Source organism: Streptomyces aquilus (assembly GCF_003955715.1).
In the GTDB taxonomy this organism is placed as follows: domain Bacteria; phylum Actinomycetota; class Actinomycetes; order Streptomycetales; family Streptomycetaceae; genus Streptomyces; species Streptomyces aquilus.
Genome location: NZ_CP034463.1, coordinates 3,253,789 through 3,279,516, shown reverse-complemented (window position 1 = coordinate 3,279,516; position 25,728 = coordinate 3,253,789). Strand labels below are relative to the sequence as shown.

The following is a 25,728-nucleotide window of genomic DNA, read 5'->3' as shown; positions in this document are numbered from 1 at the left end:
GCAGCTTGGCACGCTGGGTTCAGCTCTTGCCGAGGAGCTTGTTCATCTCCTCGATCTCCGCGCTCTGCCCGGTGACGATGTCGTCGGCCATGGCGGTGGCGGGGTCATAGGCGCCCTTCGCCTTCTCCGTCTTCGCCATCGCGACCGCGCCCTCGTGGTGTTCGACCATCATGGTCAGGAACATCGTGTCGAAGGCCTCGCCGGACGCCTTCTCCAGCTTCTCCATGTCCGCGTCGCCCATCATGCCGGGCATCCCGGACATCCCGGAGTCCGCACCGTGGTCCATGCCCGGCATCGACTCCGCCGACCCGGTCGCGGCCGGGACGTCCTCGCCCCACGCCTTCAGCCAGCCGGACATGGTCTCGATCTCCGGGTCCTGCGCCTTCTCGATACGCGCGGCGAGGTCCTTGACGTCCGCGGACGAGGCCCGGTCGGCGGCGAGTCCGGCCATCTCCAGCGCCTGACGGTGGTGCGGGATCATGCCCTGCGCGAAGGAGACGTCCTGCGCGTTGTGGGCGGTGGACGCGGACGCCGAGGGGGAGGCGGACGCGGCGGCCGACGTGCCGTGGCCGGCCGCGTGACCGCTGTCGTCGCCCCCGCACGCGGCGAGGACGAGGGCGGCGGTGACGGTCGCCACGGCCATGACGGCAGCGCGGCGCGTACGGATGGTGCTCATGCTGGAACTCCTGCTGGATGAAAGGGATCTGGACTCCGGGCATGCCGAGGCGCACGACGTGCGCGCGGCAGTCGTGTCTAGATCCGCAGGAGTTGGAGTTCCGCCAGGGACGGGGGAGCGCGGGCCCCGTCCGGGTCCGCGACCGCACACGCCCGCAGTACGTCGTCCCGTACGACGCCGGCGACCGGGTCGGCCACCAGGGCGGGCAGCGCCGGCCCCCCGCCCACCGCGGCCGCGGAACAGGCGGCGTCGGCATGGGTCACATGTCCGGAGCCGCAGTGGCCCTCGCCACCGCAGTCGTCGTGAGCCGCCGACACGGAGACGACGCCGGCCATCGGGGAGGAGTGCGGATGATCGCCCGGGAGGGCCGCGCCGGGCGCCAGGGCGTGCATCCCCATGACCCCGGCCAGCACCGCCAGCACGAGCAGCCCGCGCCACCGCCGCAGAGGCGGTCGCAGGCGGAGGTGCTCGGGACGGTTCACGGGGCACAGCCTAGGGGCAAGTGCGAGGGCGGTTCCGGGTGGGGACGGAAGAGGCAGGTGAGACGGCTGGTCCGCGGGTCGCGGACGAGCACAGGTGAGACAGGAGTCACTCCTCCCCGAACAGCGCCTCCTGCTCGTCGAACCCCTCCGCCGCCTCCTCCCTCTTCCCGTCCCGTACCCGCCGGTTCCGCGCCCCCACGACCACCGCCGTCAGCGCGGCGGTCGCCGCCAGCGCCGTGGGGACCATCCAGCCGCGGTCGAACACGTGCCCGACCGCATGGTCGAGGGAGAGGCGCCCGGGACCCGCGACCGCGAGGCCAGTGGCCGCCAGGCCCAGGGTCGCCGCGTACTCGAACCCGCCCTCGGCGTTGAAGAAGCCGTTGGGCGCGTGCACGGCGGACGCCCCCGCCATCGCCCCGGCCGCCGCCGCGCCCGCGGCCGGCGTCGCCAGGCCCAGCGCCAGCAGCGTCCCGCCGCCTGCCTCCGCGAGGCCCGCCGCGGTCGCGCTGGCCTTGCCCGGCGCATAGCCGACGGACTCCATGAACTGGCCGGTTCCCTCCAGGCCATGGCCGCCGAACCAGCCGAACAGCTTCTGCGCGCCGTGCGCGGCCAGCACACCCCCGGTTCCCAGGCGGAGCAGCAGCAGGCCCAGATCACGTCGGTCGTACGTCGTCACGATGACTCCTGGAGAAGACGGCAAGAACAACCCCTCCCGCGTTTCCACCGTCGCACCCCTGACACCTCCCGGGTCCGCCCAGGGCCGCCGTTCGGGTGGCGGGCCCGGAACGGTGGTGTGAGTCTGACTGGCATGACGATTCAGACGTCCAAACTCAGCGACCCGGCCGTCCGCGCCTTCGTCGATGCCGTCAACGCGCACGACCGCGACGGGTTCATGGCCCTCCTCGCCCCCGGCGCGACCATGTCGGACGACGGTTCCGACCGCGACCTCACCGACTGGATCGACCGCGAGATCTTCACTTCCCACGGTCACATGGAGGTCGACAACGAGTCCCGCGGCGGCCGCGACCTGATCGCCCGCTACAGCAACGACACTTGGGGCGAGATGCGCACCAAGTGGCACTTCGAGGTCGAGGACGACGGCAGGATCTCCCGCTTCGAGACCGGCCAGGCGTGACGGCCCGCCGGGGGCGGCACTTCTAGTACTGCGCGTACGACTGCTGCTGCCGTTGTTCGGTCAGGGTGATCTGCCCTGCCTTGATCGTCGCCAGCCGAGGCGCTCGCCGTGCGATCGAGGAGTCGTGGGTGACCATGACGAACGTCAACCCGTACTCGTGCCACAGCCGTTCCAGCAACGCCATGATCTCGTCCCGCATCGACTCGTCGAGGTTGCCGGTCGGCTCGTCGGCAAGCAGCACCTTCGGCTTCTTGACCAGGGCCCGCGCGATGGCCACTCGCTGCTGCTGTCCACCTGACAGCTCGGCCGGTGCGTGGGTGAGCCGTTCGCCGAGACCGACCGAGCGCAGCACCTCGGCCGCCCGCTCGCGGCGTTCGGCGGGCTTGACGCCGAGCGGGACCAGCGCCGTCTCCACGTTCTCCTGCGCGGTCAGCGTCGGGATGAGGTTGAACGACTGGAAGATGATGCCGATCTTCTCTGCCCGCAGCCGGGTCAGCCTGGCTTCGCTGATCTTCGCCAGGTCGACACCGTCCAGTTCGACGCTGCCCTCGGTGGGGCGGTCCAGTCCGCCGATCATCTGGAGCAGCGTGGACTTGCCGCCGCCGGTCGGGCCCTGGATGACCAGCTGGTCGCCGTCCTCGATGGTCAGGTCGATGCCGCGCAGCGCCTCGACCGTCTCCTTGCCGCGCGTGTAGCGCTTCGTGACGCTCGTGAGTCTGTACATGTGAACTCCGTGGTGAGGAAGAGTGGGGTGGTACGGCAGCGCGGGCGCCGTCACGACACGCTGCGCAGCGCGTCCGCCGGCCGCATCCGCGAGGCCCGCCAGCCGCCCATCGCGCCGGCGATCAGACCGCCGGTCACCGCGAGGCCGACCGCGAGGGCGATGGTGGTCGGCGAGACGGGCGCGGAGAGCGCGATCTCCATGGTGTTCTGCGTGGACTGCTGGCCCGGACCGCCACCGCCGGGGCCGCCGCCCATGCCGCCACCGCCACCGGCGTTGCCGAGCTGCGCGGTCAGCTTCGGGCTGATCGCGGTCACCGCGTAGGCCGCCGCGAGGCCCAGGCCGATGCCGAGGGCGCCGCCGAGCAGACCGTTGACCATCGACTCGCCGACGACCTGCCGGGTCACCCGGCGGCTCGGCCAGCCCAGCGCCTTCAGGGTGCCGAACTCACGCACGCGACGGGACACGGCGGACGAGGTGAGCAGCGCGGCGACCAGGAAGGCCGCGGCGAGCACCGCGATCGACAGCCACTTGCCCACGCTGGTGGCGAGGTCGGAGGCGGTGGAGAGGGAGCCGGAGACGGTGTCGGCGAGGTCGGCGGAGGTCGTCACCGTCGTACCGGAGATGTTCTTCTGGATGGTCGACTTGACGGTGTCGATCTGCTTCGAGTCGGTCGCCTTGACGTAGATCGTGGTGACCTGGTTCTTGGCGTCGGCGAGCGTCTGGGCCTGCTTCAGCGGCAGGTAGACGTCGGTGGTGGACTCGCTGCTGGAGGCCGTGGCGATGCCGATGACCGTGTACTTGGTGCCGGAGATCTTCAGGGTCTTGCCGACCTTGTACTTGTTCTCCTTGGCGTACGACTTACTGAGCACCGCGACCTTCGCGTCGGTCTGCGCGGCCGTGAACGTCTTGCCGGAGGTGATCTCCATGCCGGCCAGCGGGCCGAGGGTCTGGTCCGTGACGTCCACGCCGGCGACCGAGTAGGAGTTCACGTCGAACGAGGCGCCGCCGCCCTGCACCTGCGGCGCGGCCGTGCTGTTGCCGCCGCTGCCACCCCCGGGGCCGCCCTGGCCCTGCGACTGGCTGTTCCCGGTCGTGGACTGCGCCTTGCCCTGGGTGAAGGAGCCGTTGACCTTGGTGACGTTGAGGGTGATCGCGCCGACGGCGTTCGCGACACCGTCCTGCTCGGCCACCTCGGCGACGAGCGCGGCCTTGAGGGCCTGGCCGCCCTGGGTCATCACCCGGTCGGAACTCTGCTCCTCGTCACTGTCGTTCGCCTTGGCGTCGAACTCGAAGTTCGGTCTGCCGGAGCTGTTGCCGGTGGGCGCCGACCGGGCCTTGGTGACGGTCATGTCGGTGCCGAGGCCGTACAGCGACTTCAGGACCTTGTCCTGAGCCTGCGTCATGCCGGCCGACACCGAGTTGACGGTGATGACCAGCGCGATACCGAGCGCCAGACCCAGTGCGATGACCAGAGCCGCCTTCTTGCGCCGGCCCAGCTCGCGCTTGAGATAGATGCCAAACATCCCGTTCCTCGAGGTTCGTGGCGCCCGCGTGGTGGGCGCGGCCTCAAGTTAGGGACGAAAGGTTGAGCGGCCGTGAGGATGGGATGTGGGGGACCTGAGAGGCGATGTGCGTGAGCTGAGAATCCGCGCACCGGCCCGAAACCGCCCGGCCGGACATTGCACGGCAGCCGTTCCACCCGCCGGTGTGCACCCCGCGGTCCCACGCGGAGCCCACCCCCAACCGGCGTGGTGGAACGGCTGCCGTCTCCCCCCTCGGTTTGGCCGGAATGTCTCCACTCCAACTGTGAAGCTCTTGTGGAGAGGAGTTGAGCATAAGTCCGCGACCGGCCGTGATGGTGCGGAGTGAACGATTCCGGTTGTGCAAATTGTCAGCCGGCGATGGCACCGGGTGAGGTTCAGCCGCGCCCCACGTACGGCATCGCCGTCGCCAGTACCGTCGCGAACTGCACGTTCGCCGCGAGCGGCAGCTCCGCCATGTGCCGCACCGTGCGCGCCACGTCGGCGACGTCCATCACGGGTTCGGGCGCGATCTCGCCGTTGGCCTGCAAGGCACCCGTCTGCATCCGTGCCGTCATGTCGGTGGCCGCGTTGCCGATGTCGATCTGCCCGACCGCGATGCCGTACGGCCGCCCGTCCAGGGACAGTGACTTGGTGAGCCCGGTCAGGGCGTGCTTGGTCGCCGTGTAGGCGACGGAGTGCGGGCGCGGGGTGTGGGCGGAGATCGACCCGTTGTTGATGATCCGGCCGCCCTGCGGGTCCTGCTCCTTCATCTGCCGGTACGCCGCCTGCGCGCACAGGAACGCCCCGTTGAGGTTGGTGTCGACGACATGCCGCCAGGCGTCGTACGGCAGTTCCTCGACCGGCACGCCACCGGGCCCGAACGTCCCCGCGTTGTTGAAGAGCAGGTCCACCCGCCCGAACCGGTCCACGGTCGCGCCGAACAGCGCGGCCACCTCGTCGGGGCGTGAGACATCCGTCCGTACGGCGAGACAGGCGCCCTCGGGCGCGAGTGCCGCCGTCTCCTGAAGCGTCTCGGTCCGCCGCCCCGCCAGCGCCACCGACCAGCCCGTGCGCAGCAGTTCCACGGCGACGGCGCGACCGATCCCGGAGCCCGCTCCGGTCACCACGGCGATCCTCACATGTTTGGTGTCCATGAGCGCGCAGCGTAGGTGAGCCTCCGCGATACGGAAGCCACTGTCCGCCATCCGGGTACTGCCACCCCCGTGACCGTGTGTCGGCGCCGGGCCCGCGCCCTTCCCCTCCCTCAACTGTGACGGGAGGAATGAATGACCATCACACCGGGCCGGTCGGGCGGGCGCAGCCGTGAACTGCGCGCCGCCTCCCGCCTTGTCGGCCGCCGCCGCTTCCTGGGCCTGACCACCGCGGCCGCCGCCCTCGCCTTCGCCATGGACCTGCCCGCGACCGGGACCGCGGCCGCCGCCGAACTCGACGCGAGACGCATCACCGACTTCCCCTTCACGCTCGGCGTCGCCTCCGGGGACCCGCTGCCCGGCTCGGTCGTCCTGTGGACCCGGCTGGCGCCCGCCCCCTACCAGCCCGACAGCGGCCTGCCGGCCGAACGCGTCGACGTCGACTGGGAGATCGCCGAGGACGAGACGTTCGCGACGGTCGCCGCCAGGGGCACGGCCGTCGCGCACCCGGAGTTCCACCACAGCGTGCACGTCGAGGCCGAGGGCCTGGCCCCCGGCCGCGTCTACTTCTACCGCTTCCGGGTCGGCGACTGGCTCAGCGAGACCGGCCGCACCCGCACCGCGCCCGCCGCCGACAGCCAGGTCTCCGCCATGACCCTGGCCGCCGTCTCCTGCCAGGCCTACCACGACGGCTACTTCACGGCCTACCGCCACCTCGCCGAGGACGACGTCGACCTGGTCCTGCACCTCGGCGACTACCTCTACGAGTACGCCGTCGGCCCGGCGGGCGGCGCCCGCGACTACACCGACCGGTCGCTTCCGGCCCTCTTCGACCACGAGACCGAGACGCTGGAGGACTACCGGCTGCGGTACTCCCTCTACAAGAGCGACCCGGACCTGCGGGCCGCGCACGCCATGCACCCCTTCGTCGTCACCTTCGACGACCACGAGACCGAGAACAACTACGCCGGTTCCGTCTCCGAGGACGACGTCCCGGCGGAGCAGTTCCTGCTGCGCCGCGCCGCCGCCTACCGCGCCTACTGGGAGAACCAGCCGCTGCGCCTGGCGCAGCTGCCCGTAGGCCCCGACATGCAGCTCTACCGACGGCTCCAGTGGGGCCCGCTGGCCCAGTTCGACGTCCTCGACACCCGCCAGTACCGCTCCGACCAGGCCTACGGCGGCGCCAAGCACGCCCCCGGACCCGAGTCGGAGGACCCCACCCGGACGATGACGGGGGCGGCCCAGGAGCAGTGGCTGCTCGACGGCTGGAGCACCTCGCGGGCCCTGTGGAACGTGGTGCCCCAGCAGGTCTGCTTCGCGCGGCGCCGACTGGACCTCACCCCCGAGCCCGCGGTCTCCATGGACGCCTGGGACGGCTACCCGGCCGCCCGCCGCCGCATCCTCGACGGCGTCAAGGCGGCCGGGATCGAGAACCTGATGGTGCTCACCGGCGACCTCCACCGGGGGTACGCCTTCGACATCAAGGACGACTTCGACGACCCGTTCTCCCGCACCCTCGGCACCGAGCTCGTCGCCACCTCGGTCAGCAGCGGCAAGGACGGCGAGGAGAAACCCTCGAACTGGGCCACCTACACGGCCGCCAACCCGCACCTGAAGTTCTACGACGGCCGGCGCGGCTACACGACCGTCACCCTCGACGGGGCCGGGGCCCGCGCCGACTTCAAGACCCTGCCGTACGTCACCACGCCCGGAGCACCGTTGACCACGGCCGCCTCCTTCGTGACGGAGGTGGGCAACCACGGGTTCACGCCGGCGTGACGGCCTCCTCGGCGAGCTCTCCCGGGTAGCGGACGCCGACGCGGTCCCTGATCGCGTCGAGCGTCCGCATCACGGCCAGGGTGCCGTCGAGCGGGACGAGCGGTGACTCGGTCTCGCCGGCCCGCAGGGCCCGCATGACCTCGGTGGCCTCGTGCTTGAGGCTGTTGCGCGGACCGGCGGCCGCGTCGGCCTTGAACTCCTCGGGGTCACGGCCGTCCCGGTGCAGCACGAACCGGTCCGGGAAGAAGAAGCCGTACGGCACGTCGATGCGGCCCTGGGAGCCGGTGATCGAGGCCGAGGTCGCCGTACCGCCGATGATGGAGCAGTGCACCGAAGCGAGAGCGCCGCTCTCGAAGGAGAGAAGGGCGCCCGTCTGGAGATCGACGCCCTCGTCGGAGAGCACCGCTCTCGCCACCACATCGGACGGCTCTCCGAGCAGCAGCTGGGCGAACGACACCGGGTACACGCCGAGGTCCAGGAGCGCGCCGCCGCCCTGCGCGGGGTCGCGCAGCCGGTGCGAGGGCGGGAAGGGGCCGGCCAGTCCGAAGTCGGCCTGGACGCTGCGTACTTCACCGATCGCACCGTCGTCCACCAGCGCCTTCAGCTGCCGGATCAGCGGGTTGCAGTACATCCACATCGCTTCCATCAGGAAGCTCCCGCGCTCCCGCGCCAGCCCGACGAGCTCCTCCGCCTCGCGCGCGTTCAGCGTGAACGCCTTCTCGCACAGCACGTTCCGCCCGGCCTCCAGACACAGCCCGGCGGCGGCCCGGTGCGCCGAGTGCGGTGTGGCGACGTACACGACATCGATGTCCGCGTCCTCGGCCAGCGCGCCCCAGTGCCCGTACGCCCGCTCGATCCCGAACCGCTCCGCGAACGCCCGCGCCGACTCCTCGCTGCGCGAGGCCACCGCCACGACCTCCGCGTCCGGCAGATCGACGAGATCCGCCGTGAACGCCGCCGCTATCCCGCCGGTCGCCAGAATTCCCCAGCGCACGCTCTGTTCCGCCATGCCGGTACGCACCCGCCCCTGTTCGTGACGCTCGCCACTGTGTACGAGCTGAGAGCATAGGCGGCGCAGTACATCGAGAGGGAGGGGCACATGCCCGAGCGCGGGCCATCCACACCGGACCTGAACCAGGCGGCCGCACCGGAGACGGAGGCGGCCGCCCCCGCTGTGCGCCGCACCGGACTGCTCGTCACCTTCATCCTCGGCGGCCTGACCGCGACGCCCCCGCTGGCGATGGACATGTACCTCCCCTCGCTCCCCGAGGTCACGACGTCCCTGCACGCGCCCGCGGCGACCGTCCAGCTCACCCTCACCGCCTGCCTCGCCGGCATGGCCCTCGGGCAGCTGGTGGTCGGCCCGATGAGCGACCGCTGGGGCCGCCGCCGCCCGCTGCTCATCGGGCTGGTCGTCTACGTCCTCGCCACCGCCCTGTGCGCCCTCGCCCCGACCGTCGAGACGCTGGTCGCGTTCCGGCTGACGCAGGGCCTCGCGGGCGCGGCCGGAATCGTCATCGCCCGGGCCGTCGTACGCGACCTCTACGACGGGGTCGCCATGGCCCGCTTCTTCTCCACCCTCATGCTGATCGGCGGCGTCGCCCCGATCGTGGCGCCGCTCATCGGCGGCCAGATCCTGACGGTGACGGACTGGCGGGGCGTGTTCGTCGTCCTCACGGTCATCGGGGCGCTGCTCGCCGGGCTGGTGTGGGCACGGCTCCCGGAGACCCTCCCCGTGGAGGTCCGGCACGTCGGCGGCGTCGGCGAGGCCCTGCGCTCGATGCGCGCCCTCCTCGCCGACCTGCCCTTCGCCGGGTACATGCTGACCGGCGGCTTCGCCTTCGCCGCGCTGTTCGCCTACATCTCGGCCTCGCCGTTCGTGGTCCAGGAGATCTACGGCGCCTCCCCGCAGACCTTCAGCCTGCTGTTCGGCGTCAACTCGGTCGGCCTGGTGGCCGTGGGCCAGATCAACGGCAAGCTGCTGGTCGGGCGGGTCAGCCTGGAGGTGGTGCTCGGTGCGGGCCTCGCGATCGTGACCGCGGCCGCGGCGGCGCTGCTGCTGATGTCCCTGGGCGTGTTCGGCGAGGTCGGCCTGGCCCCGGTGGCGGCGGCGCTCTTCGTCCTGATGTCGGCGATGGGCCTGACCCTCCCCAACGCCCAGTCCCTCGCCCTGCTGCGCACCAAGCACGCGGCGGGCTCCGCGTCCGCCCTGCTCGGCACGTCCTCCTTCCTCATCGGCGCGATCGCCTCCCCGCTGGTCGGGATCGCCGGGGAGGGAACCGCGGTCCCGATGGCCGTCGTCCAGTTGTCGGCAGCACTGGTAGCGCTTACCTGTTTCATGGGAATGTGCCGTCCTTGGAACAGACGTGCGAGTGTGGAGGGAGCGGAGAGCTGAGCGCGCCGAGACTGCGCAGCGACACACCGGAACGGGCCGGACTGGACCCCGGGGAACTGCGGCTCCTCGCCCAGGACGTCCACGACCTCACCACCGGCGAACGCCCCTGGGCCGCGGGCGCGGTCGTCGTGGCCGGCCGGGGGCCGGTCGTCGCCGTGGAGGAGGCGGCGGGCTGGGCGGTCCGATACGCGTCGTACGACCCGGAGGCGGACGCGGGCGTGGAGCTGCCGCGCCGGAGCCGCGTCCCGATGACGACGGACACCCCCTTCGATCTGGCCTCCCTCACCAAGCTGTTCACGGCGGTCGCCACGATCCAGCAGATCGAGCGGGGCACGCTCGGCATCGACGCCAGGGTGGGCGCGTACCTCCCGGACTTCCGGGCGGCGGCCGCGCACGGCATCACCGTCCGCGAACTCCTCACCCACACCTCGGGCCTGCGCCCCGAACTCCCGCTGTACGACCACCCGGACGACACGGCCCGCCTCGCGGCCCTCCAGGCGGAGCCGCCGATCGGTGTGCCGGGCACGTACTGCTACTCCGACCTCAACCTCCTGCTCCTCCAGCACGTCCTGGAACGCATCACCGGCCGCACCCTCGACGTCCTGATCCACGACGGCATCACGCGCCCCCTGGGCATGACGTCCACGGCCTTCGGGCCCTGCCCCGGGGCGGCGGCCACGGAGGACCAGCGCCGGCCCTGGGCGAAGGTGGACCGGGGGATGCTGCGGGGTGTCGTCCACGACGAGAACGCGTGGGCGCTGGGCGGTGTGGCCGGCCACGCGGGCCTCTTCTCCACGGCCCACGACCTCGCGGTGTTCTGCCGCACGATCCTGGCGGGCGGCTCGTACGGCCCGGCCCGCATCCTGGGCCCCGACTTCGTGGAACTGCTGCTGACCCCACCGGGCCTGGGTTTCGCCCTGGACCAGCCGTGGTTCATGGGCGAACTGGCGGGCCGGGGCGCCGCAGGCCACACGGGCTTCACGGGCACGTCCCTGGTCCTGGACCGGGCGACGGACACGTTCCTGGTCCTGCTGGCGAACACGGTCCACCCGAGACGCCGCCCGGCGGACAACGGGCCGAGGGCGGACGCGGCGACGCGGGTGGCGCGGGCGGTACGGGAGAAGTGACCTCTTCGGGGTCGGGTCGGCAACCGTAGAATCACCGGGTGAACGTCCCCGTACCCCCGGCCGAGTCCCTCCGCGCCACCCTCGCCGGTCTCCTCGACGGTCTCCCGCCCCGGCAGGCCGCCCAGGCCGTGGAGCGGCTGATCGCCACCTACCGCGGGGCCACCCCGACCGACGCCCCGATCCTCCGTGACCGCGCGGACGTCGCCGCGTACGCCGCCTACCGGATGCCCGCCACCTTCGAGGCCGTGCGGTCGGCCCTGGCGGAGTTCGCGGCGGCCGCCCCCGACTGGTCCCCGCAGAGCCACGTCGACGTCGGCGGCGGCACCGGCGCCGCGACCTGGGCCGTCACCGCCACCTGGGACGGCACCCGCCCGGTCACCGTCCTCGACTGGGCGGAACCCGCGCTGGCCCTGGGCCGCGAGATCGCCGCCGCCAACCCCGCGCTCGGCGCGGCGACATGGCAGCGCTCCCGTATCGGAGCGGCGCTCACCATCGAGAGCACCGATCTCGTCACCGTCTCCTACGTCCTCAACGAACTCACCCCCGCCGACCGCACCGCCCTCGTCGACGCCGCCGCGACCGCCGCGCAGGCCGTGGTGATCGTCGAGGCCGGCACCCCGGCCGGCTACGCCCGCGTGATCGAGGCCAGGGACCGGCTCATCGCCGCCGGCTTCCACGTCGCCGCCCCCTGCCCGCACAGTGCCCGCTGCCCGATCGTCCCCGGCGAGGACTGGTGCCACTTCTCCGCCCGGGTCAGCCGCTCCTCCCTGCACCGCAAGGTCAAGGGCGGCTCCCTCGCCTACGAGGACGAGAAGTTCAGCTACGTCGCCGCCACCCGCTTCCCCGTCACCCCGGCCGCCGCCCGTGCCGTCCGCCGTCCCCAGATCCGCAAGGGCCAGGTCCTCCTCGACCTGTGCGAGCCGGACGAGCGCCTGACCCGGACGACGGTCACCAAACGCCACGGCGACCTGTACAAGGCCGCACGCGACGCGGACTGGGGCGACGCATGGCCGCCCCGGACACCGTGACGAGACGCCCCGTCTCACCCCCTTGGTACCGTCACCCCATGCCCAAGCAGCGACCCCCTGCCCCCGACTCCAGCCGCCGCAGCGAGAAGTCCCGCCGCGCCATCTACGACGCCGCCCTCGCGCTCGTCGTCGAGGTCGGCTACCCCAAGACCACCATCGAGGGCATCGCCGCCCGCGCCGGCGTCGGCAAGCAGACGATCTACCGGTGGTGGTCGTCGAAGGCGGACGTCCTCCTGGAGGCGTTCCTGGACCTCTTCGCCCAGGCGTCGCGGGAGGCGGGCGAGGAGCCGTACGTCATCCCGGACACCGGTGACCTCGCCGCCGACATCAAGGCCGTGCTGCGGGCCACCGTCGACCAGCTCAAGGACCCCCGGTACGCGGCGCCGTCACGGGCCCTGGCGGCCGAAGGGCTGGTCGACGAGGAACTCGGCCGCAGGTGCGCGGCCACACTCATGGAGCCGTCCCTCCAGCTCTACGCCGACCGGCTGCGCGCCGCGCAGCGAGCCGGTGAGGTGCGCCCGGACATCGACCCGCGCATCGCCCTGGAGTTCTTCATCTCCCCGCTGGCCCAGCGCTGGCTCCAGCACACCGGCCCGATCTCGTACGAGTACACCGACACCCTCGTCGACTACGCCCTCCACGGCCTCGCGCCCCGCTGAGCCGGAACCTTGCGAGGAGGGGCTAAATCCCGGCAAAGCGGGCCATGGCGCGCGATCGGCAGCCCCGGTACGCCCTGTCCCACCTACCCCGGTTGTCGGCTCCGGCCCCCCGGAGCGCAGGATGGTGGGACCATAGGGCATGCTGTCCGCACACAGCGAGGCGAGGGGATAGATGAGCCAGGAGTTCGGCGGCCGGACCGGCCTTCAGGGCAAACTCACCCAGTGGCTGCGCGGACGCCGCCCCAAGGAGGCCGCCGACGACGGCGGCCGTGAGGCCCTGCTGCTGGCCGCCGCCGGAGCGGGACTGCCGCTCGCGCCCGCCGCGCACCCGGCTCCCGGCTACCGCTGCTCCTGCGACCGGGTCGGCTGTCCCACCCCCGCCCGGCACCCCGTCTCCTTCGCGTGGCAGACGCAGTCCACCACCGACCGCGGCCAGATCGAGCGCTGGGCCCGGCATCAGCCGCAGGCCAACTTCATCACCGCCACCGGCATGGTCCACGACGTCCTGGACGTCCCCCTGGACGCGGGCCTGGAGGCCATGGAGCGGCTGCTCGCCTCCGGCATCGAGGTCGGGCCGGTCGCCGAGAGCAGCGACGGCCGCCTCCTGTTCTTCACCCTCACCCGCGGTACCCCCGAGGACGAGGACGAGTGGTGGCCGTGCGAGCTGGACTGCCACCCCGAGACCATGGACGAGCACCCCGGACTGCGCTGGCACTGCCGGGGGTCGTACGTCCTCGTACCGCCCGCGCAACTGCCGGGTGAGGGCCAGTCCGTGCACTGGGTCCGCGGCCTCGAACACCCGCTGCCCGACCCGCTGAGCCTCCTCGAGGTCCTCACCGACGCCTGCGCCCGCTACGCCGGCGCGGAGCCCGACCACGCCTCCGCGGCCTGGCCCCTGCGCGGCTGAGACGCCGTAGCGGCTACTCGCCCTTGCCGGCCGTCAGGCCCTGGATGCGGCCCAGCAGCTTCACCTGGCCGCCGGCCGTGCTCTTCGGCGGGTCCAGGGCGATCTCGTTGGAGATCGACTCCAGCGTCAGCGACTGCTTGACCTCGCCGGTCGTCAGCGCCCGCACGGCCGCCGTCTGGGCGGGCACCGAGGTGCCGGGTGCGGCGGTCTGCTTCACGTAGTGGCGCGTGGTGAAGAACACCGCCGCGCCGCCGTCCTTCGTCCGCAGCGCGAGCGGGGCGTACGCGCCGCTGGTGAGGGGCTCGTCGATGTACTGCTTGACCAGGCCCGGCTTCTTGGCGTCCTTCTGCCGGTCGGTACGCCACCCGCTGGTGTGCGTGCCGTCCGCGAAGACCTTGCCCTTGCCGTCCTGGAGGTAGGTCGCGTAGTCCTGGCTCAAGTCCCCGGGCGCGACGGTCAGTTCGGTGGAGTTCACGGGGACCGCCTCGGCCCAGCCGTCCGCGTCCGTCTTGAACTCCGGTACCTCGTCCGGGGCGACCAGCGTCAGATACGCCGCCTGGAACGGCTCGTCGAGGCCGCCCCGGGTGAACACGAACAGCCAGCGCGCGCTGCCGCCCTTGTTGGCGGCCGCGTCCGCGACGAACCAGCGCGGCCAGCCCGCCTTCTCGGTGATCGTGTACTTCACGTCGGTCAGCTTCAGCGGCGTGTGCGAGGGGTTGCCGTCCGGGCTGGTGACCGAACCGGCCTTCAGACGCGCGGCGTCGATGTCGCCGAGGGGCCCGGTGACATGGTCCGCGTCCAGTGAACTGTCGTACGCCTTGTCCGCGTCGTTGTACGCGGTCGTGAACTCCTGAAGCGCCTTCGCGGCCTCGGCCTTGGTCGTCGCGGGGAGTACTTCGCGTTCCCCGTGCACCACCACGCATCCGCTCGCCGTCAGCGACAAAGCGGTCACCGAGGCCGCTATCAGCGCCCTCCGGTCAATCCGCCGAAGAAGACGTAGCCTTCGAGGGCTGCGATCCCTGCTCATCGGGTATCTTCACCTTCCCCTTCCCGGAGGCGAACCCTACCGGGGCGAGGAACAGGGCGAGCGTCGGGATCAAGTACAGCAGCCACACCGTGACCTGGAGGACCGTCGGGTCCGGCTGGAAGTTGAGGATGCCCTTGAGCAGGGTGCCGTACCAGCTGTCCGGCGGGATGGTGTCGCTGATGTCGAAGGCCCGGTTCGTGAGCCCCGGCAGCCAGCCGGCCTCCTGGAGGTCGTGGAAGCCGTACGCCAGCACACCCGCGGCCACGACGACCAGCATGCCGCCGGTCCAGGTGAAGAACTTGGCGAGGTTGATCTTCAGCGCGCCCCGGTAGAACAGCCAGCCCAGCACGACCGCCGTGGCGATGCCGAGCCCGGCGCCGATGACCGGACGCGGGGTGCCGTCACCGGCCGCGTGTACCGACGTCCACACGAACAGGGACGTCTCCAGGCCCTCCCGGCCGACGGCGAGGAACGCGGTGGCGACCAGTGCGCCGGTGCCCATCCGGAGGGCGGCGTCCAGCTTTCCGTGCAACTCCGCCTTCAAGTGCCGGGCGGTGCGCCGCATCCAGAAGACCATCCACGTCACCAGGCCGACCGCGAGGATCGACAGGGAGCCGCCGAGCGCCTCCTGCGCCTCGAACGTCAGCTCCTGGGAGCCGAATTCGAGCGCGCAGCCGAAACCGAGCGCGAGCGCGACGGCGACGCCGATGCCGGTCCAGACGGGCCTCAGCGCGTCCTTGCGCTCCGTCTTCACCAGGTAGGCGATGAGGATGCAGACGACGAGGGACGCCTCCAGGCCCTCGCGCAGACCGATCAGGTAGTTGGAGAACACGGTCGCTCACGCCTCCTTGGAGAACAGCGTCCGGCCCCACCAGTCGTCCTTGTCCCGGACGCCGGGCGGGACGGCGAAGACCGCCGAACCCACGTGCTGGATGTACTCGTTGAGGGCGTCCGTGGCCAGATTGCGCTGGATGCGGATGAAGCCCTCGCGGACGTCCTTCTGGTACGCCAGGAAGAACAGGCCCGCCTCCAGACGGCCGAGGCCGTCCGTGCCGTCGGTGAAGGAGTAGCCGCGGCGCAGGATCGTCGACCCGTGGTTGGCGGTCGGGTGCGCGAGCCGGACGTGCGCGTCGGGCTTCATCGCCTTCAGGAACGGCTCGTCGCGTTCCTTGGCCTTGCCGACCGGGGCGCCCTCGCCCTTGTCACGGCCGAAGATGTCCTCCTGCTCCTGCAAGGAGGTGCGGTCCCAGGTCTCGATGTGCATCCGGATGCGCCGGGCGACGAGATAGGACCCGCCGACCATCCAGTCCGGCCCGGCCTTCTCGTCGACCCACACGAACTTCTTCAGACGGTCCGTCTCCGTGCCCGCGATGTTGCGGGTGCCGTCCTTGAAGCCCATGAGGTTGCGCGGGGTCTGCTCCTCGGGCGTGGTCGACGACGTCTTGCCGAAGCCGAGCTGCGACCACTTGATGACGACCTTGCCGAAGCCGATGCGGGCGAGGTTGCGGATCGCGTGCACGGCGACCTGCGGATCGTCGGCGCAGGCCTGGACGCACAGGTCGCCGCCGCTGCGGTTCCTGTCCAGGGCGTCCCCGGCGAAGTGCGGCAACTCGACGAGCGCGTCGGGCTGTTGGTCCGCGAGGCCGAACTTCTGGAACAGCGAGGGCCCGAACCCGATGGTGAGCGTCAGCCGTGACGGCTTGAGCCCCACGGCCTCGCCGGTGTCGTCCGGCGGGGCCTCCGCCAGCCCGCCGAAGGCCCCGTCCCCGACGGCCTGTCCACCGGTCATCCGGCGGGCCGCGGCCGTCCAGTCCTTCAGCATCTGCACGAACTCGGCGCGGTCCTCGGTCTTCACGTCGAACGCGGCGAAGTGCAGCCGGTCCTGCACCGGCGTGGAGATACCGGCCTGATGGGGGCCGTGGAACTCGATCGCGGCGCCCGCCTCGGCGGCGACGGTGTCGACGTCGTCGCCGCCACGGGTCATCGCGACCGCGCCACCGGCCGCGACGGCACCGAGCGCGAGCCCGGCACCGCCCCAGCCGATGAGCGAACGCCGGGACGGGGCCGGTGAGTTGTCGGTCTGCGGGTTCTCGCTCATCGGGTGCCCCCCACTCACTTCACGACGACGGCGGCGGCGAGCTTGGACAGCGGCTCCGCGAGCGCGTTCACCGCGTCCGACAGCTCCTTGCGGTCGGCGTCGCCGACCTTGTCGTACGAGGTGAAGTCGTACGACGTCTTGTCGGCCCGGTACTTGTCGAGCAGCGTGTCGATCGCGGCGAACTGCTTGTCCAGCTCGGTCACCAGGGCGGGGTCGTTCTCCTTGGCGACGGCCTTCAGCAGCTCGTACGACTTCTCGGCGCCCTCGACATTGGCCTTGAAGTCGACGAGGTCGGTGTGCGAGTAGCGCTCCTCCTCGCCGGTGACCTTGCCGGTGGCGACCTCGTCGAGGAGCTCCTTGGCGCCGTTGGCCATGGAGGTCGGGGTGATGTTCGCCTTGCCGACCCGCGTCTGCCAGTTCTTGAGGTCGGTGATCAGCTGGTCGGCGAGCTCGGACTCGCGCGCGGTGAGCTTCTTGTCCTTCCAGAGGGACTTCTCCAGCCGGTGCCAGCCGGTCCAGTCCTTCGCCGGGTCCTGCCCCTCCTCCAGGCCGTCCTCACGGACGTCGACCTTGGGGTCGATGTCACCGAACGACTCGGCGACCGGCTCGGTGCGCTCCCAGCCGATCCGGGAGGGGGCGTAGGCCTTCTGGGCCGCCTTGAGGTCGCCGTCCTTGACCGCCTTGGCGAAGGTCTCGGCGAGCGGCAGGGTCGCGTCGGCCTGCTCCTGCACATAGGTGCGGTAGGCGGCGACGGCCTTGTCGAGGCGCGGGTCGCGCTTGGCGGCGGTGCCGCCGGTGGCCTTGACGTCCTGGCGGATGCCGTCGCCCTTCATGCCGGGCTTGCAGGCGATGGTGTAGTCGCCGGCCTTCACCTCGGCGGTGACGCGCTGCTTGGTGCCGGCGCCGATGTTCTCCCGCTCGGTGACGATGCGGTCGTCGGGGAAGAGGAGGTAGACCTCGGTGACCTTGGAGCCCTTGTTCTCGATGGCGAGCTCGACGTGCCCGGCCGGGAACTCCTTGGTGGACACCTCGCACTTGCTGTCGGTGGCGGTCACGTTGATCACCCGATCACTGCTCGCGTCGCCGCCCTTCTCGGTGCATCCGGTGAGGGCGGTCAGAGCCGCCACGGTGGCGGTGGCGGTGACGGCGGACAGACGGACGGCTCGCATGCAGGCTCCCGTGGGTGGCTATGGGTGGCCGAAAAATCACGTGACAGCGCTCACACGGATTGGTGAGGCTGCCCTAACTTAACCGAGGCTTACCTGCGTGATACCCGGCCGTGCCGTGATTCACCTCTCATAGACGCTGTAAGGGCACGTCACGATCACGGTGACCTAAAACGGACCCCAAGGAAGCGTCAAGGGAAGCTCAAAGAGGTCTCACAGATTCCAGGCCGGGGGGAACTGGTCCCCATGAACAGGGGGCACAGAGAACTGCTGGGGCCGGGACGGCTGGTACTGAACATGCACGGCCGCCCCGGCCCGGCCGCGTTGCGCTGGGAACGGGCGGACGGTCGCCGGCTGTTGCTGCGGCAGGGCGAACAGCCTCTGCTGCTGGGGAGGTCGGTGGGTACGGGCTGCTGTCCGGATTTCCACCTCCACCGGCTCGGGGGCTACCGCTCCCCGCTGCCGCCCCTGCGGTCGGCCGACCAGCGCTCGCCGCTCGACTGGACGCATCAGTACACGCGTTGGCTGGAGGAGGCGGACGCAACGCCGTTGCGGGACGGCCGCTGGGAGCTGGCCCTGCGGACCGGGTTCCCGCCCTGCGTCTGGACCGCGGACTTCGTACGGGACTGGCCGGGCGGCCGCTTGGAGCTGTACTGCGGGGGCGGCTGGAACGGCGTTCTGCCGCTGCGGCGGCTCTCCGCACCGGACGCCGGGCGGGTGAAGGCGTACCGCAAGCACGCCCGCGAGGGCACCCTCGCGCCCGTCCTGCTGTGGTGGGTGACCTTCCTCGACGGTTTCGTCATCCTCGACGGGCACGACCGGGCCGTGGCGGCGCTCGCGGAGGGCCGGACCCCGCCGTCCGTGGTGCTCGGCCAGGTGCCCGACGACAAGGTCTGGCGCGAGGCGGCCGAGCGGTTCACGCACGACCACGAGCACCGCATGGGCGACCTCGCGACCCGCCCGGCACGGCAACGGGCCGCCCTGGAACGCGGATACGCCGAGACGATCGCCTCGCTCCCGTACGCCGTCGAGCCCACGACCGTACAAGCCCTCCCCGGCGGAGCCGCCACCTGGGAAGCTCTCGCCGCCCGCGCAATGTTTCAATGCCCCCGTGACTGACTACGACGTCCTCCGCGTCTTCTGTGCGCCCAACGGCGGATACGGCAACGAACTCGGCGTCGTCCGTGAGGGCTCCGTGATGCCCGGCAGGGACGAACGCCAGGCGTTCGCGGGCAAGCTCGGCTTCAGTGAGACCGTGTTCGTCGACGACCCCGAGCGCGGCGTCATCGACATCTACACCCCCACCCTGCGCCTGCCCTTCGCCGGCCACCCCTGCGTCGGCACGGCCTGGCTGCTGGACGTGCCCGAACTGGTCACGCCCGCGGGGCCCGTCGGCGCCCGGCTGGACGGGGAGTTCAGCTGGATCGAGGCGCGGGCGGAGTGGGTCCCGCCGCGCACACTGCGCCAGTACGCCTCCGCCGCCGAGGTCGACGATCTCCCCGTACCGCCCAAGGGGGAGTGGATCTACGCCTGGGCCTGGGAGGACGAACCCGCCGGCCGGGTCAGGGCCCGTGCCTTCCCCGGCCGCGACGACGGCGTCGACGAGGACGAGGCGACGGGCGCCGCGGCGATCCTGCTCACCGACCTGCTCGGCCGCGCCCTGAACATCACCCAGGGCGCGGGCTCCCAGATCCTCACCGCTCCGCAGCCCTACGGCTGGGTGGAGATCGGCGGCCGGGTGGTGCTGGAGCGCGAGCCCGAGCGGTAGACCTCTCGGCCGGCCTCAGGCGCTGAGCGGGAATTCCTCGCCCAGCGCCCGGAACACCGCCGTGTTCAGCGCGAACGCCCGCCTGCACTCCGCCACGATCCGCTGCTTCTCCAGGTCGTCCGCCCGGACCGCGTCCAGCAGTGCGCGGTAACCCCGCTTGAACGCGGCCGGGTTGGCGATCCCCTCGAACACGTAGAACCGCACGCCGTCGCCCTTGCGCGCGAAGCCCCACGTCCGCTCCGCCTTGTCGCGGATGAGCTGGCCGCCGGACAGGTCGCCGAGGTAGCGCGTGTAGTGGTGGGCGATGTATCCCGCGGGCCAGCGCTCGGCGCACTCGCGCACCCGGTCCGCGTACGCCCGGGTGGCGGGCAGCGCCGACAGTCCCGTACGCCATCCGGGGCCCCGCAGATGCTCCAGGTCCCGCTCCAGCGCGGCCAGCCGGTACAGCTCCGGCTGGATGAAGGGCCCGGCCACCGGGTCCGACGCCAGCCGGTCCGCGCCGGACTCCAGTGCCTCGTACACGAACCACAGTTGCTCGGTGTAGCGCGCGTACGCGTCGACGCCCAGCCGGCCGCCGAGCAGGTCGCTCATGAACGTCGAGGTCTCCGCTTCGACGTGCTGTTCGTGGGACGCGGTGCGGATGACTGTCGAGAAGGAGTCCATGCGCCATATCCTCTAAGGTAAGGCTTACCTAAGTCAATAGGTTTGCCGACAGCCTGTCGGTAAAACCGTACAAGAAAAGACCCGCCCCCAGCAGGGGGGGCGGGTCTCGGCGGGCTACGGCAGCGTCAGGATCTCGGCGCCGCTCTCCGTCACCACCAGCGTGTGCTCGAACTGTGCCGTCCGCTTGCGGTCCTTCGTGACGACTGTCCAGCCGTCGTCCCACATGTCGTAGTCGTGGGTGCCCAGCGTCAGCATCGGCTCGATCGTGAACGTCATGCCGGGCTGGATGACCGTCGTCGCGTGCGGGCTGTCGTAGTGCGGGATGATCAGGCCGCTGTGGAAGGACGAGTTGATGCCGTGCCCGGTGAAGTCACGGACGACGCCGTAGCCGAAGCGCTTGGCGTACGACTCGATGACCCGGCCGATGATGTTGATCTGGCGGCCCGGCTTGACCGCCTTGATCGCGCGGTCGAGGGACTCGCGCGTCCGCTCCACCAGCAGGCGGCTCTCCTCGTCGACCTCCCCGACCAGATAGGTGGCGTTGTTGTCGCCGTGCACCCCGCCGATGTACGCCGTCACGTCGAGGTTGACGATGTCGCCGTCCTTGAGGACCGTCGAGTCCGGGATGCCGTGGCAGATCACCTCGTTGACGCTCGTGCACAGCGACTTGGGGAAGCCGCGGTAGCCGAGCGTCGAGGGGTAGGCGCCGTGGTCGCACATGTACTCGTGCGCCACCTTGTCCAGTTCGTCGGTCGTGACACCGGGTGCGATCTTCTTGGCCGCCTCGGCCATCGCCCGGGCCGCGACACGGCCGGCGATCCGCATCGCCTCGATCGTCTCGGGCGTCTGCACCTCCGGACCGGTGTACGGCGTCGGCGCGGGCTTGCCGACGTACTCGGGGCGACGGATGTTTCCGGGCACGGAACGGGTGGGGGACAGCTCCCCTGGGACGAGCAGCGACTGGCCAGACATGCCAGCGAGTCTAACGAGCCGCGGTGGGGGAACATGTCCCTGGCGAGAGGAGCAGGTCATGGCCTTGTTCAAGAAGCGCACGGTCGGCAAGCCGGGCGAGTGGTACTACTGCCTGGAGCACAAGAAGGTCGAGGAGGGGCCGGACTGCCCCGCCAAGGACCGCTTCGGCCCGTACGCCTCCCGGCAGGAGGCCGAACACGCGATGGAGACCGCCCGCGAGCGCAACCTCCAGTGGGAGAACGACCCCAAGTGGCACGACGCCGCGAAGGGTGCCGAGGACGACTGATCAGGCCTCGGCGGGGCTCACCCGTGCGGCGGTCTCGCGCTGGGCCCGTACCCGCGCCGCGTGGTCGTCGGTGCGGGCGTCGTACGTCATCAGCTTCGGCAGGCACAGGGCCAGCAGTCCCACCGCGCCCGCGCACAGCAGCCCGCCCGACCACACCGACGCCCGCACCCCCCACCAGGCGGCGAAACCGCCCGACCTGACCTGGCCGAGGGTCGGGCCGACCGAGTAGGACAACAGCTCGATCCCGGCGAGCCGGCCCCGCAGCTCGTCCGGGATCGTCTGGTTCCACATCACCCCGCGGAAGATCCCGCTGACCATGTCGCACCCCCCGGCCACGGTCAGGAACAGCAGCACCAGCCATACGTTCCCCACGACGCCGGCCGCCGCGATCGCCACGCCCCACAGCGCCGCCGACAGCACGACCATCCGGCCGTGCCGGTGGACGCGCGCCGTCCAGCCGCTCGTCACGCTCACCAGCATCGCGCCCAGCGGCACCGTCGCGTACATCAGGCCCAGCGCCCACTCGGCGTCCAGCTCGTCCGCGAGGAACGGCAGTACGGCCAGCGGCATCGCCAGCAGCATCGCGACCACGTCGACGGCATAGGTGCCGAGCAACTCCTTGCGGCCCCACGCGTACCTGGCCCCCTCGGCGATCGCCTTCAGCGACGGCTTCGCCGCCTCGTGCGCGGCGGGGGAGGCCGCGATCGGGATCATCAGGGCCACGGAGACCACGAAGGTCGCCAGGTCGGCGGCGTAGGCCCAGCCGAGGCCCGCGTACGCGACGACCACACCCGCCAGCGCCGGGCCCGCGACCCCGCCGACCGTCCAGCGGAAGGTGTTGAGGGAGGCCGCGGCCGGCAGATGCTCATGGGCCACGATCCGCGGCCACAGCGAGTCGAGCGCGGGCCGCTGCACCGACGTCAGCGCCGAGGAGACGGCGGCCACGGCATACAGCGGCCACACGGCGGGCCGCGGCAGCAGCGCGTTGAGCAGCAGCACCGCGCTCAGCAGGCCCTGCCCGGCCTCCGTCCAGATGATCAGGCCGCGCTTGTCGAGCGCGTCGGCGAGGGCACCGCCGTACAGCCCGAAAACGATCAGCGGGACGAGTTCCACCGCGCCGATGGCCCCGACCGCCGCCGCCGACCCCGTCAGCTCCTTGATCTGCACCGGCAGCGCGACGAACGTCAGAAAGCTGCCGAAGTACGAGACCAGCCCCGACACCCACAGCCGCCGGAAGTCGGCCGACGCCCGCCAGGGAGCGAGGTCGGGGAGGACGGAACGCAGGCGGGAGGGCGCCGGATCGGCGTCGGTGTCGGTGTCGGTCACGACCGGTCATGCTCGGGCGGCCCGCCCGCCCCGGCAACCGAATTTCCCGCTACCAGCGCGTCGGCGGCGGTGCCGTCAGCTGTTCCGTCAGCCGGGAGAGCCGGTCCCGGAAGCGGCGCGGGCCGCGCGGCGCGGGCAGGGCGTTCTCCCCGGCCGCCGCGCTCACCAGATGCTGCACGGTGTCCAGATCGAGGTCCGTGCCCTCCGGCACCGCCAGCGACTCGTGCGCCATCGCCGCCAGGCCGCCCTCGCCGGGGCCGAGGGCGAGAACGGTGGCACCGGCCCGCCGGGCGTCGTGCACCCGCTCCAGCAGCGGGGCGTCCGGCTCCTCCGGCGCCACCACCAGCAGCGTCTCGCCACGCCGCGCCGCCGCCAGCCGGCCGGGGCCGACGGCCAGATGGGCCGGGTCGGAGGGGCGCGCGTCATGCCGTACGAGGGTGGGGGCCAGCTCCGGGGTGCCGGACCAGGCCGCCTCGTCCACCAGATGGGCCGCGAGATGCCAGGGCTCGTACTCCGGGGTGCCGACCAGCAGCAGCCCGCCCCCGTGCGAGACGACCGACCCGCGCAGCACCCCCGCGAACCGCCGGGTCGTCCCCAGCCACTCGGTCCCGGCGAGCACTTCGCGCAGCAACGCGACCCGTACGGCGTCCATGCGACCGCATCCTGCCGCAACCGGTCGCCCGTGACCCCGGGTTCCCTTCGAATTCGCCCGTATCGGTCCGGGGGAGCGTGCCCCCGCGCTCACCTGATCGGCCGGGGTGCGGGAGGCGCACGTAAAGTCAGCCCATGACCTCTACGGACAGTGCTGCTCAGACCCCCGCGAAGGCGCCCGCCAAGGACCCCTGGGACCTCCCCGACGTCTCCGGACTGGTCGTCGGCGTGCTCGGCGGGACCGGCCCCCAGGGCAAGGGCCTCGCCTACCGGCTCGCCAAGGCCGGCCAGAAGGTGATCATCGGCTCGCGGGCCGCCGACCGCGCGCAGGCCGCCGCCGCCGAGCTCGGGCACGGGGTCGAGGGCGCCGACAACGCCGAGACCGCGCGGCGCAGCGACATCGTGATCGTCGCCGTGCCGTGGGACGGGCACGGCAAGACGCTGGAGTCGCTGCGCGAGGAACTCGCCGGGAAGCTGGTCGTCGACTGCGTCAACCCGCTCGGCTTCGACAAGAAGGGCGCCTACGCCCTCAAGCCCGAGGAGGGCAGCGCCGCCGAGCAGGCCGCCGCCCTGCTGCCCGACTCCCGGGTCGCCGCCGCCTTCCACCACCTGTCGGCCGTCCTGCTCCAGGACCCGGAGATCGACGAGATCGACACCGACGTCATGGTGCTGGGCGAGGAGCGCGCCGACGTCGAGATCGTCCAGGCCCTCGCCGGCCGCATCCCCGGCATGCGCGGCGTCTTCGCGGGCCGGCTGCGCAACGCCCACCAGGTCGAGTCGCTGGTCGCCAACCTGATCTCCGTGAACCGCCGCTACAAGGCACACGCGGGACTGCGCGTCACGGACGTGTGACGGGATGGGGGACACTGGACGCCGTAGCGCAGCAGTGTCCCCCGACCGGTCTCGACAGGAGAATCGCCCCCATGCCCCGCCTCGCCCTCTACGCCCTGATCGTCTGCCTGCTCGCCATCGCCGCGGCGGTCGTCTCCTTCGCGCGGGGCAGCTTCCTGGGGATCGTCTGGGTGCTGATCGCGGGGCTGTCCAGCAACATGTGCTGGTACTACGTGAAGCGGCGCAAGGTCACGGGCTGACCGTGCAGAAGTCGCTGGTCTGCCAGAACCGGTAGAGGTCCTGGCCGCAGTACGTCTCCATGTCGCTGATCCCGAGGCCCGCCAGGATCGAGTCGACCAGGTCGAAGAACGCGTGGTTGACCGACGGCACCCACAGCAGCGCGAAGACGAACAGCAGGCCGAACGGCGCGAACGGCTCCACCTGGCGCTTGATGTTGTACGACAGCCAGGGCTCGATGACGCCGTAGCCGTCCAGGCCCGGGACCGGCAGGAAGTTCAGGATCGCCGCCGTCACCTGGAGCAGCGCGAGGAAGGCGAGCGCGAACCGGAAGTCGGCCGGCACGCCGTCCAGGGCGTCCAGCCAGAACGGGGCCGTGCACACGGCCGCGAACAGCACGTTCGTCAGCGGGCCGGCCGCCGAGATGAGACTGTGCCGCCAGCGGCCCCGGATGCGCCCGCGCTCGATGAACACCGCGCCACCCGGCAGGCCGATCCCGCCCATGATGACGAAGAGGACGGGCAGGACGATGCTGAGCAGGGCGTGGGTGTACTTCAGCGGGTTCAGGGTCAGATAGCCCTTCGAGCCGACCGAGATGTCACCGCTGTGCAGGGCCGTCCGCGCGTGTGCGTACTCGTGCAGACACAGGGAGACGATCCACGCGGCCGTCACGAACAGGAACACCGCCACCCCGGGCTGCTCCGCGAACCCGGTCCAGGTCGCCCACCCGGTCACCGCCGTCACGGCGAGGATCCCGACGAAGACGGGGCTGATCCGCCGGTCGCTGCGGCGGGCGGCAGTGGCTGTCATGGGGTTCCCCCGACTCTCGTACACGCGCTGGGACTGCCCGACCGTACCGGGCGTACGACGAAAACGTCTCGCGGTCGGTCATCGGTTCCGTAGAAGGTGGGGGACATGGGGTTGTGGCATGTGTATGACGAGGGCCGGCAGACGGAGTGCTGCGGGCCGCCGTTCTCGGCGGCGGCTGTGCTGGAGACGTTCAGTACGGTGCGGCCGGTGCGGGGTTGAGACCGGGGCCTCAGTGAGGCCCGCATCCGTCGCGGACCGTCGCCCCCGACACAGCCCCGCCCGACTTCGTAACCCCGTGACCGGCCCC

General features: G+C 71.5%; 28 protein-coding genes. 12 read left to right on the top strand and 16 right to left on the bottom strand.

Annotated features, from left to right (window positions below; translation table 11 throughout):
• Nucleotides 1-19: 19 nt before the first annotated feature.
• From EJC51_RS15105 to EJC51_RS15095, 3 genes are all read right to left on the bottom strand, one after another.
• Entirely contained in the window at nt 20-676 is a 657-nt protein-coding gene (locus tag EJC51_RS15105; protein ID WP_126271560.1) for a DUF305 domain-containing protein, read from the bottom strand.
• 77 nt (nt 677-753) lie between these two features.
• On the bottom strand, nt 754-1,158 hold the full coding sequence (locus tag EJC51_RS15100) for a DUF6153 family protein (RefSeq protein ID WP_244362635.1): 405 nt from the start codon (nt 1,156-1,158) through the stop codon (nt 754-756).
• 106 nt (nt 1,159-1,264) lie between these two features.
• Nucleotides 1,265-1,834, bottom strand: a complete 570-nt coding sequence (locus EJC51_RS15095; RefSeq protein ID WP_126271559.1) for a DoxX family protein — start codon at nt 1,832-1,834, stop codon at nt 1,265-1,267.
• A gap of 132 nt (nt 1,835-1,966) precedes the next feature.
• Between EJC51_RS15095 and EJC51_RS15090 the strand changes: the two genes are divergently transcribed.
• Nucleotides 1,967-2,293, top strand: a complete 327-nt coding sequence (locus tag EJC51_RS15090; protein ID WP_126271558.1) for a nuclear transport factor 2-like protein — start codon at nt 1,967-1,969, stop codon at nt 2,291-2,293.
• Between the two features lie 22 nt (nt 2,294-2,315).
• Here EJC51_RS15090 and EJC51_RS15085 read toward each other — a convergent pair whose 3' ends face one another.
• The 3 genes from EJC51_RS15085 to EJC51_RS15075 all read right to left on the bottom strand — a co-directional run bounded on the left by EJC51_RS15085 (nt 2,316) and on the right by EJC51_RS15075 (nt 5,694).
• Nucleotides 2,316-3,017, bottom strand: coding sequence for an ABC transporter ATP-binding protein (locus EJC51_RS15085; RefSeq protein WP_126271557.1), 702 nt, complete (start codon nt 3,015-3,017; stop codon nt 2,316-2,318).
• A 50-nt stretch (nt 3,018-3,067) separates the two neighbouring features.
• Complete coding sequence (locus EJC51_RS15080) at nt 3,068-4,540, bottom strand: ABC transporter permease (RefSeq protein WP_126271556.1); 1,473 nt, start codon at nt 4,538-4,540, stop codon at nt 3,068-3,070.
• A gap of 395 nt (nt 4,541-4,935) precedes the next feature.
• On the bottom strand, nt 4,936-5,694 hold the full coding sequence (locus EJC51_RS15075; RefSeq protein ID WP_126271555.1) for an SDR family oxidoreductase: 759 nt from the start codon (nt 5,692-5,694) through the stop codon (nt 4,936-4,938).
• A gap of 132 nt (nt 5,695-5,826) precedes the next feature.
• Here EJC51_RS15075 and EJC51_RS15070 point away from each other — a divergent pair, with 132 nt between their 5' ends.
• A complete protein-coding gene (locus EJC51_RS15070) occupies nt 5,827-7,470 on the top strand; it encodes an alkaline phosphatase D family protein (protein ID WP_126271554.1) in 1,644 nt (547 codons plus the stop codon).
• Here EJC51_RS15070 and EJC51_RS15065 read toward each other — a convergent pair.
• Nucleotides 7,457-8,479, bottom strand: coding sequence for a Gfo/Idh/MocA family protein (locus EJC51_RS15065; protein ID WP_126271553.1), 1,023 nt, complete (start codon nt 8,477-8,479; stop codon nt 7,457-7,459). The genes EJC51_RS15070 and EJC51_RS15065 overlap by 14 nt on opposite strands.
• Before the next feature lie 90 nt (nt 8,480-8,569).
• On the opposite strand from EJC51_RS15065, the gene EJC51_RS15060 reads away from it, so the two are divergent.
• From EJC51_RS15060 to EJC51_RS15040, 5 genes are all read left to right on the top strand, one after another.
• Nucleotides 8,570-9,865, top strand: a complete 1,296-nt coding sequence (locus EJC51_RS15060) for a multidrug effflux MFS transporter (RefSeq protein WP_126271552.1) — start codon at nt 8,570-8,572, stop codon at nt 9,863-9,865.
• Nucleotides 9,817-10,992: a serine hydrolase domain-containing protein gene (locus EJC51_RS15055; RefSeq protein ID WP_207924729.1), complete on the top strand. Its 1,176-nt coding sequence runs from the start codon at nt 9,817-9,819 to the stop codon at nt 10,990-10,992. Before EJC51_RS15060 ends, EJC51_RS15055 begins: the two co-directional genes overlap by 49 nt.
• A gap of 38 nt (nt 10,993-11,030) precedes the next feature.
• Nucleotides 11,031-12,020, top strand: coding sequence for a small ribosomal subunit Rsm22 family protein (locus tag EJC51_RS15050; protein WP_126271550.1), 990 nt, complete (start codon nt 11,031-11,033; stop codon nt 12,018-12,020).
• 38 nt (nt 12,021-12,058) lie between these two features.
• Nucleotides 12,059-12,679 (top strand): TetR/AcrR family transcriptional regulator, encoded by a 621-nt coding sequence (locus tag EJC51_RS15045; RefSeq protein ID WP_126271549.1) that lies wholly within the window; start codon nt 12,059-12,061, stop codon nt 12,677-12,679.
• 172 nt (nt 12,680-12,851) lie between these two features.
• The gene (locus EJC51_RS15040; protein ID WP_126271548.1) at nt 12,852-13,586 is read left to right on the top strand and encodes a bifunctional DNA primase/polymerase; all 735 of its coding nucleotides are present in this window, start codon (nt 12,852-12,854) and stop codon (nt 13,584-13,586) included.
• A gap of 13 nt (nt 13,587-13,599) precedes the next feature.
• On the opposite strand, the gene EJC51_RS15035 is transcribed toward EJC51_RS15040, so the two are convergent.
• Genes EJC51_RS15035 through efeO form a run of 4 tightly spaced genes read right to left on the bottom strand, consistent with a single transcriptional unit; the run spans nt 13,600 to nt 17,880 of the window.
• A complete protein-coding gene (locus EJC51_RS15035) occupies nt 13,600-14,613 on the bottom strand; it encodes an SCO2278 family lipoprotein (protein WP_126271547.1) in 1,014 nt (337 codons plus the stop codon).
• Entirely contained in the window at nt 14,564-15,445 is an 882-nt protein-coding gene (gene efeU, locus EJC51_RS15030; protein WP_126271546.1) for an iron uptake transporter permease EfeU, read from the bottom strand. The genes EJC51_RS15035 and efeU overlap by 50 nt, the downstream gene beginning before the upstream one ends.
• Nucleotides 15,446-15,451: 6 nt before the next feature.
• The gene (gene efeB / locus EJC51_RS15025) at nt 15,452-16,711 is read right to left on the bottom strand and encodes an iron uptake transporter deferrochelatase/peroxidase subunit (protein ID WP_126271545.1); all 1,260 of its coding nucleotides are present in this window, start codon (nt 16,709-16,711) and stop codon (nt 15,452-15,454) included.
• Nucleotides 16,712-16,725: 14 nt separating this feature from the next.
• Complete coding sequence (gene efeO, locus EJC51_RS15020; protein WP_126271544.1) at nt 16,726-17,880, bottom strand: iron uptake system protein EfeO; 1,155 nt, start codon at nt 17,878-17,880, stop codon at nt 16,726-16,728.
• Nucleotides 17,881-18,123: 243 nt separating this feature from the next.
• Between efeO and EJC51_RS15015 the strand changes: the two genes are divergently transcribed.
• Nucleotides 18,124-18,996, top strand: coding sequence for a hypothetical protein (locus tag EJC51_RS15015; protein WP_244362633.1), 873 nt, complete (start codon nt 18,124-18,126; stop codon nt 18,994-18,996).
• A complete protein-coding gene (locus EJC51_RS15010) occupies nt 18,989-19,645 on the top strand; it encodes a PhzF family phenazine biosynthesis protein (protein ID WP_126271543.1) in 657 nt (218 codons plus the stop codon). Before EJC51_RS15015 ends, EJC51_RS15010 begins: the two co-directional genes overlap by 8 nt.
• A 15-nt stretch (nt 19,646-19,660) precedes the next feature.
• On the opposite strand, the gene EJC51_RS15005 is transcribed toward EJC51_RS15010, so the two are convergent.
• Together EJC51_RS15005 and map are read right to left on the bottom strand one after the other, a co-directional pair.
• Nucleotides 19,661-20,308, bottom strand: a complete 648-nt coding sequence (locus EJC51_RS15005; protein ID WP_126271542.1) for a biliverdin-producing heme oxygenase — start codon at nt 20,306-20,308, stop codon at nt 19,661-19,663.
• 114 nt (nt 20,309-20,422) lie between these two features.
• Nucleotides 20,423-21,280 carry a type I methionyl aminopeptidase gene (gene map / locus EJC51_RS15000; protein WP_126271541.1) on the bottom strand — a complete coding sequence of 286 codons (858 nt, stop codon included), beginning with the start codon at nt 21,278-21,280 and terminating at the stop codon, nt 20,423-20,425.
• Nucleotides 21,281-21,338: 58 nt separating this feature from the next.
• On the opposite strand from map, the gene EJC51_RS14995 reads away from it, so the two are divergent.
• Complete coding sequence (locus EJC51_RS14995) at nt 21,339-21,566, top strand: hypothetical protein (protein WP_059191403.1); 228 nt, start codon at nt 21,339-21,341, stop codon at nt 21,564-21,566.
• Here the strand turns inward: EJC51_RS14995 and EJC51_RS14990 are convergent, their stop codons facing one another.
• The gene (locus tag EJC51_RS14990) at nt 21,567-22,892 is read right to left on the bottom strand and encodes an MFS transporter (protein ID WP_244362631.1); all 1,326 of its coding nucleotides are present in this window, start codon (nt 22,890-22,892) and stop codon (nt 21,567-21,569) included.
• 49 nt (nt 22,893-22,941) lie between these two features.
• Nucleotides 22,942-23,544, bottom strand: coding sequence for a hypothetical protein (locus EJC51_RS14985; RefSeq protein WP_126271540.1), 603 nt, complete (start codon nt 23,542-23,544; stop codon nt 22,942-22,944).
• A 134-nt stretch (nt 23,545-23,678) separates the two neighbouring features.
• On the opposite strand from EJC51_RS14985, the gene npdG reads away from it, so the two are divergent.
• Together npdG and EJC51_RS47705 are read left to right on the top strand one after the other, a co-directional pair.
• Nucleotides 23,679-24,395, top strand: a complete 717-nt coding sequence (gene npdG / locus EJC51_RS14980) for an NADPH-dependent F420 reductase (RefSeq protein WP_079306458.1) — start codon at nt 23,679-23,681, stop codon at nt 24,393-24,395.
• Nucleotides 24,396-24,466: 71 nt separating this feature from the next.
• Entirely contained in the window at nt 24,467-24,634 is a 168-nt protein-coding gene (locus tag EJC51_RS47705; RefSeq protein ID WP_165951136.1) for a hypothetical protein, read from the top strand.
• Here EJC51_RS47705 and EJC51_RS14975 read toward each other — a convergent pair.
• Complete coding sequence (locus tag EJC51_RS14975; protein WP_126271539.1) at nt 24,624-25,421, bottom strand: site-2 protease family protein; 798 nt, start codon at nt 25,419-25,421, stop codon at nt 24,624-24,626. The genes EJC51_RS47705 and EJC51_RS14975 overlap by 11 nt on opposite strands.
• Nucleotides 25,422-25,728 lie beyond the last annotated feature (307 nt).

What these genes read in the sequence shown, in the direction of transcription:
- EJC51_RS14985 (WP_126271540.1), bottom strand. Translation starts at nt 23,544, where the DNA reads ATGGACGCCGTACGGGTCGCGTTGCTGCGCGAAGTGCTCGCCGGGACC.
- efeB (WP_126271545.1), bottom strand. Translation starts at nt 16,711, where the DNA reads ATGAGCGAGAACCCGCAGACCGACAACTCACCGGCCCCGTCCCGGCGT.
- efeO (WP_126271544.1), bottom strand. Translation starts at nt 17,880, where the DNA reads ATGCGAGCCGTCCGTCTGTCCGCCGTCACCGCCACCGCCACCGTGGCG.
- EJC51_RS15105 (WP_126271560.1), bottom strand. Translation starts at nt 676, where the DNA reads ATGAGCACCATCCGTACGCGCCGCGCTGCCGTCATGGCCGTGGCGACC.
- EJC51_RS15085 (WP_126271557.1), bottom strand. Translation starts at nt 3,017, where the DNA reads ATGTACAGACTCACGAGCGTCACGAAGCGCTACACGCGCGGCAAGGAG.
- EJC51_RS47705 (WP_165951136.1), top strand. Translation starts at nt 24,467, where the DNA reads ATGCCCCGCCTCGCCCTCTACGCCCTGATCGTCTGCCTGCTCGCCATC.
- EJC51_RS15090 (WP_126271558.1), top strand. Translation starts at nt 1,967, where the DNA reads ATGACGATTCAGACGTCCAAACTCAGCGACCCGGCCGTCCGCGCCTTC.
- EJC51_RS15035 (WP_126271547.1), bottom strand. Translation starts at nt 14,613, where the DNA reads ATGAGCAGGGATCGCAGCCCTCGAAGGCTACGTCTTCTTCGGCGGATT.
- EJC51_RS15080 (WP_126271556.1), bottom strand. Translation starts at nt 4,540, where the DNA reads ATGTTTGGCATCTATCTCAAGCGCGAGCTGGGCCGGCGCAAGAAGGCG.
- EJC51_RS14975 (WP_126271539.1), bottom strand. Translation starts at nt 25,421, where the DNA reads ATGACAGCCACTGCCGCCCGCCGCAGCGACCGGCGGATCAGCCCCGTC.
- EJC51_RS15065 (WP_126271553.1), bottom strand. Translation starts at nt 8,479, where the DNA reads ATGGCGGAACAGAGCGTGCGCTGGGGAATTCTGGCGACCGGCGGGATA.
- map (WP_126271541.1), bottom strand. Translation starts at nt 21,280, where the DNA reads ATGTCTGGCCAGTCGCTGCTCGTCCCAGGGGAGCTGTCCCCCACCCGT.
- EJC51_RS15015 (WP_244362633.1), top strand. Translation starts at nt 18,124, where the DNA reads ATGAACAGGGGGCACAGAGAACTGCTGGGGCCGGGACGGCTGGTACTG.
- EJC51_RS15060 (WP_126271552.1), top strand. Translation starts at nt 8,570, where the DNA reads ATGCCCGAGCGCGGGCCATCCACACCGGACCTGAACCAGGCGGCCGCA.
- EJC51_RS15070 (WP_126271554.1), top strand. Translation starts at nt 5,827, where the DNA reads ATGACCATCACACCGGGCCGGTCGGGCGGGCGCAGCCGTGAACTGCGC.
- EJC51_RS15075 (WP_126271555.1), bottom strand. Translation starts at nt 5,694, where the DNA reads ATGGACACCAAACATGTGAGGATCGCCGTGGTGACCGGAGCGGGCTCC.
- EJC51_RS14995 (WP_059191403.1), top strand. Translation starts at nt 21,339, where the DNA reads ATGGCCTTGTTCAAGAAGCGCACGGTCGGCAAGCCGGGCGAGTGGTAC.
- EJC51_RS15040 (WP_126271548.1), top strand. Translation starts at nt 12,852, where the DNA reads ATGAGCCAGGAGTTCGGCGGCCGGACCGGCCTTCAGGGCAAACTCACC.
- EJC51_RS15005 (WP_126271542.1), bottom strand. Translation starts at nt 20,308, where the DNA reads ATGGACTCCTTCTCGACAGTCATCCGCACCGCGTCCCACGAACAGCAC.
- EJC51_RS15045 (WP_126271549.1), top strand. Translation starts at nt 12,059, where the DNA reads ATGCCCAAGCAGCGACCCCCTGCCCCCGACTCCAGCCGCCGCAGCGAG.
- npdG (WP_079306458.1), top strand. Translation starts at nt 23,679, where the DNA reads ATGACCTCTACGGACAGTGCTGCTCAGACCCCCGCGAAGGCGCCCGCC.